Annotated in this window: 10 protein-coding genes; 6 read left to right on the plus strand and 4 right to left on the minus strand. The window is 68.2% G+C overall.

Translation table 11 applies throughout. From position 1 onward, the window contains the following. Positions 1-125 precede the first annotated feature (125 nt). Positions 126-2,903, minus strand: a complete 2,778-nt coding sequence (locus WCE59_RS03490; RefSeq protein WP_343257319.1) for a M16 family metallopeptidase — start codon at positions 2,901-2,903, stop codon at positions 126-128. Positions 2,904-3,011: 108 nt separating this feature from the next. Here WCE59_RS03490 and WCE59_RS03495 point away from each other — a divergent pair, with 108 nt between their 5' ends. Continuing rightward, entirely contained in the window at positions 3,012-3,773 is a 762-nt protein-coding gene (locus WCE59_RS03495; RefSeq protein WP_343257388.1) for a pseudouridine synthase, read from the plus strand. Here WCE59_RS03495 and WCE59_RS03500 read toward each other — a convergent pair. Further along, on the minus strand, positions 3,760-4,254 hold the full coding sequence (locus WCE59_RS03500; protein WP_343257320.1) for a DUF2059 domain-containing protein: 495 nt from the start codon (positions 4,252-4,254) through the stop codon (positions 3,760-3,762). The two genes, WCE59_RS03495 and WCE59_RS03500, sit on opposite strands and share 14 nt — an antisense overlap. Before the next feature lie 115 nt (positions 4,255-4,369). On the opposite strand from WCE59_RS03500, the gene arfB reads away from it, so the two are divergent. The 3 genes from arfB to WCE59_RS03515 are packed head-to-tail and all read left to right on the plus strand — an operon-like array spanning position 4,370 to position 6,481. Then, complete coding sequence (arfB, locus tag WCE59_RS03505; protein WP_343257321.1) at positions 4,370-4,777, plus strand: alternative ribosome rescue aminoacyl-tRNA hydrolase ArfB; 408 nt, start codon at positions 4,370-4,372, stop codon at positions 4,775-4,777. 3 nt (positions 4,778-4,780) lie between these two features. Then, a complete protein-coding gene (locus tag WCE59_RS03510; RefSeq protein ID WP_343257322.1) occupies positions 4,781-5,392 on the plus strand; it encodes a lysophospholipid acyltransferase family protein in 612 nt (203 codons plus the stop codon). Between the two features lie 36 nt (positions 5,393-5,428). Continuing rightward, complete coding sequence (locus WCE59_RS03515; RefSeq protein WP_343257323.1) at positions 5,429-6,481, plus strand: hypothetical protein; 1,053 nt, start codon at positions 5,429-5,431, stop codon at positions 6,479-6,481. Between the two features lie 86 nt (positions 6,482-6,567). Here WCE59_RS03515 and WCE59_RS03520 read toward each other — a convergent pair whose 3' ends face one another. After that, a complete protein-coding gene (locus tag WCE59_RS03520; protein WP_343257324.1) occupies positions 6,568-7,536 on the minus strand; it encodes a LysR family transcriptional regulator in 969 nt (322 codons plus the stop codon). A gap of 111 nt (positions 7,537-7,647) precedes the next feature. On the opposite strand from WCE59_RS03520, the gene aceB reads away from it, so the two are divergent. Beyond that, on the plus strand, positions 7,648-9,327 hold the full coding sequence (aceB, locus tag WCE59_RS03525; RefSeq protein WP_343257325.1) for a malate synthase A: 1,680 nt from the start codon (positions 7,648-7,650) through the stop codon (positions 9,325-9,327). A gap of 34 nt (positions 9,328-9,361) precedes the next feature. Continuing rightward, positions 9,362-10,699 carry an isocitrate lyase gene (aceA, locus tag WCE59_RS03530; RefSeq protein WP_343257326.1) on the plus strand — a complete coding sequence of 446 codons (1,338 nt, stop codon included), beginning with the start codon at positions 9,362-9,364 and terminating at the stop codon, positions 10,697-10,699. A gap of 135 nt (positions 10,700-10,834) precedes the next feature. Here the strand turns inward: aceA and WCE59_RS03535 are convergent, their stop codons facing one another. Further along, positions 10,835-12,175 carry an MATE family efflux transporter gene (locus WCE59_RS03535; RefSeq protein WP_343257327.1) on the minus strand — a complete coding sequence of 447 codons (1,341 nt, stop codon included), beginning with the start codon at positions 12,173-12,175 and terminating at the stop codon, positions 10,835-10,837. Positions 12,176-12,418: the final 243 nt, after the last annotated feature.

Raw genomic sequence — 12,418 nt, forward strand, 5'->3', positions numbered from 1 at the left:
TGAAGGCATACACCAGGACGAACGGAAAACGGGGCCGGTTGGTGCCACGCCCCGGTTGCCGAAGCGCGGACCGGGGTCGGCCCGCGCATCGCTATGTCGTCAGACCGGATCCCCGGTCAGCCGGCTCAGTCGGCCGGAACCTGCGTCGGCGCCTTGCCTTCGGCCGCCTCGAAGTCGCCGGCAACGAACCAGGAAATCTCCTCCGGACGCAGATGACGCTTGAGCGCAGCAAGCACGCTGTCCGGCGTCTGCGCGCGCAGCTGGTCCTCGAACGCCGCCTCGTCGGCCATCGTCCGGTCCAGGTACAGGTTGCTGGCCAGCAGCCCGGTCAGCGCGCCGTCGCTGGCACGCGAGGTGCGGCGTGATTCGAGCATGCCGTTCAGCGCCTCGCGCAGCTCGTCCTCGTCGATGCCGTCTTCCAGCAGGCGTGCCAGCTCCTCGGCCATGGCCGCCTCCACCGCCGGGATGTTCTCCGGGGCCGCGATCGCATAGAGGTTGAAGTTGCCGGTCTCGTCCAGCGCGCTGCCGTTGAAGCCCGAGCCAACGCCGTAGCTCAGGCCCTCGCGCTGGCGGATGCGGTCGTACAGGCGCGATTTGCTGCTGCCGCCGAGGATCTGGTTGCCCACTACCAGCGCCGGATAGTCCTCGTGATCCTGGTTCACCGGCACTGGCAGCAGCGCCAGCAGCATGGCGTTGGCCTTTTCCGGGGTCTCGATCTGCTCGCGTACCGCCGGCATGGTGTGGTGCGGCGACGGAATGCGGGTGAAGGCCACCGGTGCGTTCCAGTCGCCGAACAGCGCGTCCACCTGGGCCTGGGTCGCCTCGGCGTCGACATCGCCGACGATGGCGATGCTGGCACCGGCGCTGCCGTAGAAGTCGCGGTGGAACGCCTGGATATCTTCGAGCTCCAACGCCTGGATGGCCTCGATCTGCTGTTCGAACGACAGCGCCGCGTACGGATGTCCCTCGGGCCAGCGGTCGAAGTAGCGGCTCATGGCCGCGGACGCGACCGCCTGTGGCTCGGTCATGGAGTTGCGCACGCTGGTCAGCATCTGTGCGCGCAGCTGTTCGAACTCAGATTCCGGGAACGTGGGCTGGCGCAGGATCGTAGCCGCCAGTTCCAGCAGCTCAGCCAGGTTGTCGCGGTCGGTGGTCGCGGTCAGCGAAACACTGGTGCCACCGCCGCCCACGTTGAGGGTCGACTTGAGCGCCGTGAGCCGGCGCGAGATCGCCGCGCGGTCCAGCCCATCCGTGCCGCGCATCAGCATGTCGGGCACCAGCCAGCCGTGGATGGACCGCCCGGTCAGCGCCTCCTCGTTGCCGATGCGCATGTTGATGCGTATCTGCACCGATTCGCCGCGGGTGGATTTGGCCAATACGGCCAGCTCCGCCTCATTGGCCAGGGTGACGGTGCTGGTGCGCGCGTCGATATTGGCCGGAGAGGGATCAAAGGCCTCGCCCGCAGCCATCGCCTCGCGGCCCTGGTAGTCCTCCAGCAGCGTGGCCGCGTCGGGCGCTGCCGGAATCTCGACCCGCTCCGGCGCCGCGGTCGGGATGAACCGGCCGGCGGTGCGGTTGCTGCGCTGCAGATAGGCCTGGGCCACCCGGTTCACATCTTCGGCGGTGACCTGTTCGATGCGGTCGCGACTGAGCAGCAGCAGGCGCCAGTCGCCCTGGGCGATCGCCTCCGACAGGGCCACGCCGATTGCGTTCGGGTCCCGCATCGCCATTTCCAGGCCGGTGAGGATGCGCTGGCGGGCCTGCTCCACTTCTTCTTCGGTGAACGGCTCGTCGGCCGAGTCCTCCATCAGCGCGATCATGTCGGCCTGCAGCTCGTCCAGATCGGCGCCTTCGGCGGCCGCGGCCAGGACGATCATCAGCCCGGGCTGGTCCATGGACAGTTCCATGCTTTGCACGCCGACAGCCTTGCCGCTTTCCACCAGCGCCCGGTGCATGCGCCCGGTCGGGGTGTGTGACAGCACCTGGCCCAGCACCGCCACGGCGGCGCTGTCCGGATGACGGCCGGCGGGGATGTGGTACGACAGGCCCAGGAAGGGAACCTCGCCCACCCGGCGCAGGGTCACCGAGCGCTCGCCATCCTGCGCCGGCTCGGTGGTGTAGTTGGCCGGCAGGGCGCGCTCCGGGCGCGGGATCGCGCCGAAGCTCGCGGCCACTGCCTGCAGGGTGGCTTCCGGATCGAAGTCTCCGGCCACCACCAGCACCGCGTTGTCCGGCTGGTACCAGGTCCGGTAGAAGGCCTGCAGCCGTTCGGTCGGCACGTTCTCCACGTCCGAGCGGGCGCCGATGGTGGAGTTGGCATAGTTGTGCCAGAGGTAGGCGGTGGAGAACATCCGCGCCAGCATCACCCCGGCCGGGTTGTTCTCGCCCATCTCCATCTCGTTGCGGACCACGGTCATCTCACTGTCCAGGTCCTCGCGGGAAATGTGCGAGTTGACCATGCGGTCGGCTTCCATCTGCAGCAGCCACTCCAGGGTGTCCGGGTTGGTGGCAAAGCTGGCGAAGTAGTTGGTGCGGTCCAGCCAGGTGGTGCCATTGAAGCCGATGCCGCGCTTGCGCATCTCGCCCGGGATGTCCGCATGGGTGGGCGTGCCCTTGAACACCAGGTGCTCGAGCAGGTGCGCCATGCCGGTCTCGCCGTAGTTCTCGTGGCGCGAGCCGACCAGGTAGGTCACGTTGACGGTGGTGACGGGCTTGCTTGAGTCCGGGAACAGCACCACGCGCATGCCGTTGTCGAGCGCGTATTCGCTGATGCCTTCAGCGCTGAGCACCGGCTCGGCCGTGGCCTGCTGGCGGGCCGCCACCGGCGAGGTGAGTGCCAGGGCCACGACCAGCGCCGCGAGCATCGCTGCCAGGCGTTGCGGCCCCTGCAAACGTTTCAACATGGATTTCCCCTTCCCTTGGTGAGCGGCGAAAATAGCAAAGATTCCCGCTCCGTTCCGGAACGGGCCAGGGCAGGTGGTGTTCAGTTGAAGGATCTGGAAGCGGCGGGCATGGGCAAGGCAGCAGGGTGCGGGATCACGGTGCTGCACGCCGACGAGTATCTGGCGGTGGTCGACAAGCCGGCCGGATTGACCGTGCATGACAGTCGCCTGGCGCGCGGCGAGAAGGACTTCCTGGTCAACCGCCTGCGGGCGCAGCTGGGCCGGCCGGTGTATCCGGCCCATCGCCTGGACCGGGCCACCAGCGGCTGCCTGCTGCTGGCGTTTGATCGCGCCACCGCGGCGGCGCTGGGCGAGCAGCTGATGTCGCGCACCGTGGGCAAGGAGTATCTGGCGGTGTGCCGCGGCTGGCCGGAGACGGAGTTCACCGTTGACCATGCGCTGGATGGTGGGCCGGGCAAACCGCTGAAGAAACCCGCGATCACCCGCTTCGAGCGGCTGGCCACGACCGAGCTGGACGTGCCTTCGACAGGCTTTCCCACCTCGCGCTATGCGCTGCTGCGGGCCATGCCGGAGACTGGGCGCTTCAGGCAGATCCGGCGCCACCTCAAACATGCATCGCACCACTTGATTGGCGACACCAGCCACGGTGACGGTCGCCACAACCGCCAGTTCCGGATGATGGGCATCCACCGCATGCTGCTGCACGCCAGCGCGCTGGTGTTCGATCACCCGCAAGGCGGCCGCCGGCTGCGGGTGGAGGCGCCGCTGGACGCGGCGCTGGACGTGGAGTTCGCCCGCGCCCTTGCCCTGTTCAAGTTGGAGGCGGGCGACCTGCAGGCCGCCCGCGACGAGGGGCTTATTCCGCGTTGAATTCCTCGGCCAGGTCCTGCTCCAGCTGGGTCAGGACAGGCATCAGCATCTGCTGCACCGCCTGCATGGTGTTCTGCATCAGCTGGGGCATCTTGTCGAGCAGGTTCTGACCGGCCTGGCTCTCGTAGAAAGTGATCATCGCGTCCATGTCCTCACCGTCGAAGGTGGCCATGTAGATATCGCGGTACACCGGCTCCAGCTTCTCCCACGACAGCGCCTCGGCCATGGTGGCGTTGCCACGGGCAACGATGCGATCGATCCGCTCGCGCTCGGCGGCATCCAGCTGCTGGCCGGCAGTGGCCTGGGCCACCATCTGCTGCTGGGAGGCCTGCACCTGCGGCAGGATCGCTTCCAGCGTCTGCTTTGCGCGCATGACTTCCAGCAGTCGGCCAACCTGTTCCTGGGTGGGCTGCTGGGCGAACGCCGGCGGCACCAGCACCAGCAGCACGGCAAGCGCGAACGTACGCAAATACAGTTTCATGGACATCTTCATGGACCTCTCCCCGAAAAGAGCGGCCATCCTCCCGCGGGTCGGGCGCAGGTGCAACACGGCATGTGCATGCGGCGGCGATAGAATCAGCGTCAGGAGGGTGTCGATGGCGGTACCGCAAATCCCGGAAAACGAGATCACCGAACGGTTCATCCGTGCGTCCGGCCCCGGCGGCCAGAACGTCAACAAGGTGGCGACGGCGGTGGAGCTGCGCTTCGATATTGCCGCCTCGCCCTCGCTGCCCGAGCCGGTCCGCGAGCGGCTGCTCACCCGCCGCGACCGGCGGGTGACTTCCGAAGGGGTGCTGGTGATCAACGCCCAGCGTTATCGCACCCAGGAGCGCAACCGCGAGGATGCCCGGGTGCGCCTGCAGGACTTCATCGCCCACGGCGCGCAGCCGCCCAAGCCGCGGGTGGCGACCCGGCCGACCCGCGGGTCCAAAGAGCGCCGCTTGCAGGACAAGCGCGTGCGTGGCCAGATCAAGCGCGGCCGTTCGGCCAGGGAGTGGGAGTAACCGGTGGACAAGGAGGAGCAAGCTCCGCTGCTGCCCGAGGTGCCGCCCAGCGTGCCCCGGGTGCCGCACAACCGTTTTACCCGCTGGTTCGGGCGCACGGTGCTGCGGCTGGGTGGCTGGCGCGTGGTCGGGCCTGTGCCGGATCTTCCCAAGGCGGTGCTGATCGCCGCGCCGCACTCTTCCAACTGGGACGGGCTGTGGGGGTTCGCGGCCAAGCTGGCGCTGGGCATCCGCATTACTGTGCTCGGCAAGCACCAGCTGTTCTGGTGGCCGCTGTCGGTGCTGCTGGGCAAGCTCGGTGTGATTGCGGTGGACCGTGCGGCGCCCCAGGGCACGGTCGGCCAGGCCGCGCAGATGATCGTGCGCGCCGACCAGCTGTGGTTCGCCCTGGCGCCGGAAGGCACCCGCAAGCGGGTGGAGCAGTGGAAGACCGGGTTCTGGAAAATCGCCGATGCCACCCGGACGCCGATTGTGCCGGCGTATTTCCACTATCCGGACAAAATCATCGGCTTTGGCGAACCGTTCCACACCAGCGGCGATGTCGAGGCCGATATGGTCCGCATCCGCACGTGGTACCGCCCCTGGCAGGGGCGCAATCGCGGTACGGAATCATGATTGGGGCAGGGCATGATCGAGGCTGGAGGTCATGACATGAGCCGACGGTTTTTCGCAGTGGCGATCATGGTGCTGGTTGCGGTGCTGGTGATCGGGGTGCCCCTGTGGCGCTCCGGCGGACCGGCGCAGCAGTCCGTGGTGGTGACCGAAGCGGCGCAGGCCGCCCCCGCCCCTCCTGCTGCCACGCGCCCGGCGGACAATGGTGCCGTCAAACCCGAGGAAGCCGGGGCTGCCACCCTGCCGCCGCTGGACGCTCCGTTGCGCCTGGTGATCGATGACCTGATGCGGCGGGCGGATGCGGGCGACGTGGCAGCGGCATGTCGGGTTGCGGCGGAGCTGGAGCGCTGCGGGGAGCTGCGCCTGACGGTGGGCGCGTTCAGCGCCACGCGCAGGGAAATGCAGCGGCTGGTTGATGAAGCGCCGGGCGAACATCGGCACGCCTTTGTCAGCCGGCTTGAGGAAATCGAAGCGATGGCTGCGACCGCGGTTGATGGGACCATGCACTGCGCCGGCATCCCGGAGCCGGACCCCGGCGAGCGCGCACGCTATTGGCGCACCGCCGCGCTGGGCGGTCATCCGGCGGCGGTCCGGCATTACGCCATCGGCAACGCGTTCCGGTTCGACGACATGATGGGCGCGGTGCCGGAGCTGGCCACCTATCACAACGAAGCAGAAGCCATGGCCCGTCAGGCAGCCATGGGGGGCGATCTGGCCATGCTGCATGCCTTGGCCATGGCCTACCTGCCACCGGATGACACCGTGCCCGAGACTGCCCGCCCGGGGCGCCGGACCTTCCTCGCCCAGGTGGTTCGACCCGACGCCGGGCAGGCATTGGCCGTGCTGTTTGCCATGCAGCGGCACCCGACTGTGCGCGGACTGCCGCAGACCCACCGGATAAGGCTGGCGGTGGAGTTCGGGCTTGAGCGCCTGCTTATGCAGGAGGACGCCGCCACGGTGAGCAAGGCCAGTGCCACCGCGGACGCCTGGTCGCGCACGTGGACGCCCACCCGCGAAGATCCGGCCGAGCTTGGAATATTCGTCAACGGCGGACTCAGCGACGTGCCGCGTGAGGCGTGCGGACCGGGCTGACTGGCTTCGGTGACACTTCCACTTCCAGTACGCGCTGCCCGAGTACACCGTGGCAAGGCTGATCGGCGAGGAGGAATAGGCGCGCCTCAGCGCTCCGAGTGGCCCCTGTCCCAATCGTCCCGACGGGTGAACAGGTCCGGCTGCACCAGGTCGACGAACGCCCGTGCGGATGGGGGCAGGATCTTGCCCTTGCGCATGATCACCCCGTAGCTGCGAGCCGGGAACAGATCGCCCAGCGGGCGGATCGACAGCGTCTGCGCATCGGCTTCGTTGAGGCACACCGAAGACACGATGCTGATCCCCATGCCCATCGCCACGTACTGCTTGATCACCTCCCAGCCGTCGACCTCCAGGGCCACGTGGTAGGGCACGCGGTTGCGCTGGAAGACCTGGTCCACCAGGCGCAGGGTCACCTGGCGGCGCGGCGGCAGGATCAGGTCGTGGGCGGCGATGTCCTCCAGGCGCGGCGTGGCGCCCTGCGCCAGCGGATGATCGCGCGGGGTGATCAGCATGTGCTCGAAACGGTAGGCCGGGGCGTAGTCGATGTCCGCCGGAACGTCGACCATGGACCCGAAGGTGAGATCGACCACGTTGTCGCGCACCAGGTCGGCGCCGTCGGCGGTGATCGCGCTGTGCAGCACCACGCGCACGTCCGGATGGGCGGCGCGAAAGGCGGCAATCAGCTTGGGCAGCAGGTACAGGGTGGTGGTGCTGTTGGCGGCGATATTGAGTTCACCCGCGTCCATTCCCCGGATCCGTTGGAGAAAGGCGTCGGGCAGGGCATCAATGCTTGCCACCAGCGGAGCAGCCAGTTCGTACAGCACTTCGCCCTCGCGCGTAGGCAGCATCCTGCGCCCGGCCCGCTCCAGCAGCGGCACGCCGAGATCGCGTTCCAGCGCCTGCAGCTGCTGGGTGACCGCCGGCTGGCTGACGAACAATGCCTCCGCCGCGCGTGACACCGACCCCAGCCTGGCGGTCTGGCAGAACGCCCGCAGCGGCTTGAGGCGATCACCCTTGTAGGCGAATCGCGGCGGTATGACGGGCTTTTCGCTCACGGTGTGCGTCCGTATAAGTTTTGCTGATGATAGTCATTGTAGAAAATGCTTTGTCAAATAGTTGGCGGCGGGGGACGGTGTTTCGCACCGCATCAATCCAGGAATGCCCCCATGTCCGCCGTGCTCAAGGAACTTCCCCAGACGCTCTCCTCCCCGAAGCGGACACCTGACCTGTCCCTTTCCGGTGATTCGCATTCCATCGACCCGGCCGCTGATCTGCTTCCGCCGGGAGCACGCGCTCTGCTGGTCGATCTGCATCAGCACTTCGACGCCCGTCGCCGTGACCTGCTTGCCGCGCGCCGGGCCCGTCAGGCCCGGTTCGATGCGGGTGAAGTGCCGGACTTCCGTCCCGACACCCGCGCCATCCGCGAGCGTGACTGGCGGGTCGCATCGCTGTCCGAGGCGCTGCGCGACCGGCGGGTGGAAATCACCGGTCCGGTGGATCCGAAGATGGTGATCAACGCGCTCAACTCCGGCGCGGACTGCTACATGGCCGACTTCGAGGATTCCACCGCGCCGACCTGGGACAACCTCGTCACCGGCCAGCGCGCGCTGCGAGAGGCGGTGCGCGGCACCCTCGCCTTCGACGGCGGCGGCAAGCGGTACCGGCTGCGTCCGTTTGATGAGCAGGCGGTGCTGTTGGTGCGCCCGCGCGGCTGGCACCTGGAGGAGAAGCACGTGCTGGTCGACGGTGCGCGCATGTCCGCCTCGCTGTTCGACGCCGGCCTGTTCGCTTTCCACAACTCGGACGTGCTCGCCGCGAAGGACCGCGGACCCTATTTCTACCTGCCCAAGCTGGAGTCGATGGAAGAGGCGCAGCTGTGGGACGACGCGCTGGCCCACATGGAGCAGACGCTTGGCCTGCGCACCGGGCAGATCAAGGTCACTGTGCTGATCGAGACCTTGCCGGCGGCGTTCGAAATGGACGAGATCCTGCACGCGCTGCGCGGCCGCATTTCCGGGCTCAACTGCGGGCGCTGGGACTACATCTTTTCCTACATCAAGACCTTCCGCCGGCATCCGTCACGGGTGCTGCCCGAGCGCGGCCAGGTGACCATGACCCAGCCGTTCCTGAAGGCCTATTCGGAGCTGTTGATCCAGACCTGCCACCGCCGCGGCGCCCATGCCATGGGTGGGATGGCCGCGCAGATCCCAGTTAGTGGAGATCCCGAAGCCAACGCAAGCGCGCTGGCCCGGGTGCGCGCCGACAAGCTGCGCGAGGTCACCGCCGGCCACGACGGCACCTGGGTGGCGCATCCGGCGCTGATCCCGGTGGCACGGCAGGTGTTCGACGAGCGCATGCCCACCGCCCACCAGCAGCACCTGCTGCGCGATGACGTGCTGGTGGGCAGGACGGAGCTGGTCACGCCGCCGCTGGGCACCATTACCCGCGCCGGCTTCGAAGGCAATGTGGAGGTCTGTGTGCGTTACCTGGCCGCGTGGCTGGACGGCAGCGGCTGCGTGCCGATCCACTGGCTGATGGAAGACGCCGCCACCGCCGAGATCGCCCGCGCCCAGCTGTGGCAGTGGCTGCACCATTCCGGGTCGTTCGGCCAGGCGTCCCGAGGGCGCGATGGCGATGCCGCGCGCGAGCCGCTGTACCTGGATGACGGCACCGCCATCGACGCCGTGCTGTTCGACGCGGCCCTGCTCAACGTGGCCTCGCGCCTGTCCGACCCGACCCTTCCCGGCGCCGGCCGCATGCGCGAAGCGCTGGAGCTGCTCGAGGAGCTGACCCGTCGCGACACGCTCGAAGACTTCCTCACCGTTCCCGCCTACGAGCGCCTGTAAGCGCTGCCCCTCAAAAAGAAATCCGGAGCCCGACATGACCACCCGCCAGCAGCAGATCGAATCCCTCAACGATGACTGGACCAGCAATCCCCGCTGGGACGGCACCGAACGCCCGTACTCGGCCGCCGACGTCGTGCGCCTGCGCGGCAGCGTGCAGCCCGAACACACCTTGGCAAAGCGCGGCGCGGAAAAGCTGTGGCAGCTGGTCAACGGCGACGCGAAGAAGGGCTACGTCAATGCCTTTGGCGCCATCAGCGGTGGCCAGGCCATGCAGCAGGCCAAGGCCGGGCTGGAGGCGGTGTACCTGTCGGGCTGGCAGGTCGCGGCCGACGGCAACACGTCCGAGACCATGTACCCGGACCAGTCGCTGTACGCCTACGACTCGGTGCCGGCCATGGTCCGCCGCATCAACAACACCTTCCGGCGCGCCGATGAGATCCAGTGGAAGGCGATCTGCGACGGCAAGCTGGAAGACAGGGACGCGATCGATTTCTTCCTGCCGATCGTGGCCGACGCCGAGGCCGGTTTCGGCGGCGTGCTCAACGGCTTCGAGTTGATGAAGAACATGATCGCCGCCGGCGCGGCCGGCGTGCACTTCGAGGACCAGCTGGCCGCGGTGAAGAAGTGCGGCCACATGGGCGGCAAGGTGCTGGTGCCCACCGGCGAGGCGGTGCAGAAGCTGGTGGCCGCGCGCCTGGCCGCCGACGTCGCCGGCGTGCCGACCATCGTGCTCGCCCGCACCGACGCCGAGGCCGCGACCCTGGTCACCTCCGACCATGACGCCAACGACGCGCCGTTCATTACCGGCGAGCGCACCGCCGAGGGTTTCTTCAAGGTCCGCAACGGGCTGGAACAGTCGATCAGCCGTGGCGTCGCCTACGCGCCCTACGCCGACCTGGTGTGGTGCGAGACCGGCACCCCGGACATCGGCTTCGCCCGCGAGTTCGCCCAGGCCGTGCATGCCAGGAGTCCCGGCAAGCTGCTGGCCTACAACTGCTCGCCCAGCTTCAACTGGAAGGCGAACCTGGACGACCGTCAGATCGCCAGCTTCCAGGACGACCTGGCGGCGCTGGGCTACCGCTTCCAGTTCATCACCCTGGCCGGGATCCACATCAACTGGTTCAACAGCTTCAAGTTCGCCCACGACTACGCCCGCGGCGAAGGCATGCGCCACTACGTGGAGCAGGTGCAGGAGCCGGAATTCGCCGCCCGCGAGCAGGGCTACACCTTCGTCTCGCACCAGCAGGAAGTGGGCGCCGGGTACTTCGACGACGTCACCACCGTCATCCAGGGCGGCGCCTCCAGCGTCACCGCGATGGACGGATCAACCGAGGAAGCGCAGTTCCAGGAGCGCCGCAGAGCCGCGGCCTGATTGCTGTCGTGCCGGCGACCCCGAGCGGGGCGTCCGCCGGCGCGGAACCTTTCCGTTCGCGGGGCGCAGGGGACGTCGGGGGCGTAGCCCCGACCTACGGTTCCCGGGGACGGGACGTACCCCTGTAGGTCGGGGCTACGCCCCCGACGCCAACCCCGCCTCCATCCGCCGGTAATACGGCCACAGCGCCGCGGCGCGGGCGATCACGTAAACAATGAACGCCACCCACAGCCCGTGGTTGCCCCAGGCGGCGGTCAGCGGCCAGGCGACCAGCAGGAACGCCGCCAGCGAAATCACCCCTGCGTTGCGCATCTCCTTCGTCCGGGTGGCACCGATAAACACGCCGTCGAGCTGGAACGCGGCCACCGAGACCAGCACGTACACCGCGGCCCAGGGCAGATAGGCGAAGGCGGCCTCGCGCACCAGTGGCAGGCTGGTCAGGGCGCTGACGGCGGGCTGGCCGAACAGCAGGATGGCGAGCGAGAGCACCAGTGCGGCCCCAATGGCGAGCTCGCCGGTCAGGCGCACCGCGCGGCGGAAGCGCTCGCGGCTGCGCGCCCCCCAGGCCGCCCCCACCCGGGCTTCGGCGACAAAGGCGAAGCCGTCGAGGAAAAACGCGCTGAAGGACACCAGCTGCAGCAGGATGTGGTTGGCGGCGAGGGTCACGTCGCCAAAGCGCGCGCCGGCGTTGGCGAACCACGCGAAGGCCAGCAGCAGGCACACGGTGCGAATGAGGATGTCCGTGTTGGCGGCGAGCGACTGGCGGATGCGCTTGCCGTCGGCGATGCGCTGCCAGGACAGGAAAGGACCGCCATCGTGGCGGGTACGCAGCACGCGCCAGACGATCGCAAGTGCCACGCCGCAGGTGCTCCATTCGGCAATCGCGGTGCCCAGCCCGATGCCGCGCACGCCCATGCCGAGATAGCCGGCAAACCAGATATCCAGGCCTGCGTTGAGTCCGTTGAGAAGCAGTTGAACAATCAGCAATTCGCGGCTGCGGCCCAGGCCGATCAGCAGGCCGCTGCAGGCAAACAGGGTGAGCGCGGCGGGCGCGCCCCAGATGCGGGTCTGGAAATAGTCCGCGGTGGCTGCTTCCACTGCCTCGCTGCCATCCATCAGGCCCAGGTACAGGGTGACCACGGGCCACTGCACCGCGATCAGGATCACGCCCAGCCCCACCGCCATCAGCACCGCGCGGCTCGCCGCAGCGCGCACCTCGGCCTCGTCTCCCGCCCCCGCCGCCTGGGCCACGAACCCGGTCGTGCCCATGCGCAGGAAGCCGAAGCTCCAGTAGACGAAGTTGAACAGCAGCGCGCCCAGCGCCAATCCGCCGAGGTCGGTGGCGCTGCCGAAGTGGCCGATGACGGCGGTATCGACAAGCCCCAGCATCGGCACGGCGGCATTGGCGAGGATGATCGGCCACGCCTGGCGGGCGACGGAGAGGCGGGTCAACGGAGTGGAGCTGGAAGGCGTCATGGGCGACATGATGCCGCCGTTGCGGGGGATGCGGGTGCGGTGGGCGGGTGGGGGTGGTTCGGGTGGGTTGGGGCAGCAGGTGGATTTGTTTCACGCGGCTTCGCGCGCATGGCGCGCTCCTACACGAGAAGGCTCGCCTTGTAGGAGCGCGCCATGCGCGCGAAGCCGCGTGACCTCTGGTCGTGCGATGGAAGCCGCGGCGTTCGCGACCGACTCTTCAGCCGCGAACGCCACACAGACCGT

It is taken from the genome of Luteimonas qiangzhengi (assembly GCF_039548515.1).
Lineage (GTDB): Bacteria > Pseudomonadota > Gammaproteobacteria > Xanthomonadales > Xanthomonadaceae > Luteimonas.

Bases quoted from the DNA above. Each gene is read 5' to 3' on its own strand.
- WCE59_RS03495 (WP_343257388.1), top strand. From the start codon at position 3,012: ATGGGCAAGGCAGCAGGGTGCGGGATCACGGTGCTGCACGCCGACGAG.
- WCE59_RS03500 (WP_343257320.1), bottom strand. From the start codon at position 4,254: ATGAAACTGTATTTGCGTACGTTCGCGCTTGCCGTGCTGCTGGTGCTG.
- WCE59_RS03515 (WP_343257323.1), top strand. From the start codon at position 5,429: ATGAGCCGACGGTTTTTCGCAGTGGCGATCATGGTGCTGGTTGCGGTG.
- aceA (WP_343257326.1), top strand. From the start codon at position 9,362: ATGACCACCCGCCAGCAGCAGATCGAATCCCTCAACGATGACTGGACC.
- aceB (WP_343257325.1), top strand. From the start codon at position 7,648: ATGTCCGCCGTGCTCAAGGAACTTCCCCAGACGCTCTCCTCCCCGAAG.
- WCE59_RS03535 (WP_343257327.1), bottom strand. From the start codon at position 12,175: ATGACGCCTTCCAGCTCCACTCCGTTGACCCGCCTCTCCGTCGCCCGC.
- WCE59_RS03490 (WP_343257319.1), bottom strand. From the start codon at position 2,903: ATGTTGAAACGTTTGCAGGGGCCGCAACGCCTGGCAGCGATGCTCGCG.
- arfB (WP_343257321.1), top strand. From the start codon at position 4,370: ATGGCGGTACCGCAAATCCCGGAAAACGAGATCACCGAACGGTTCATC.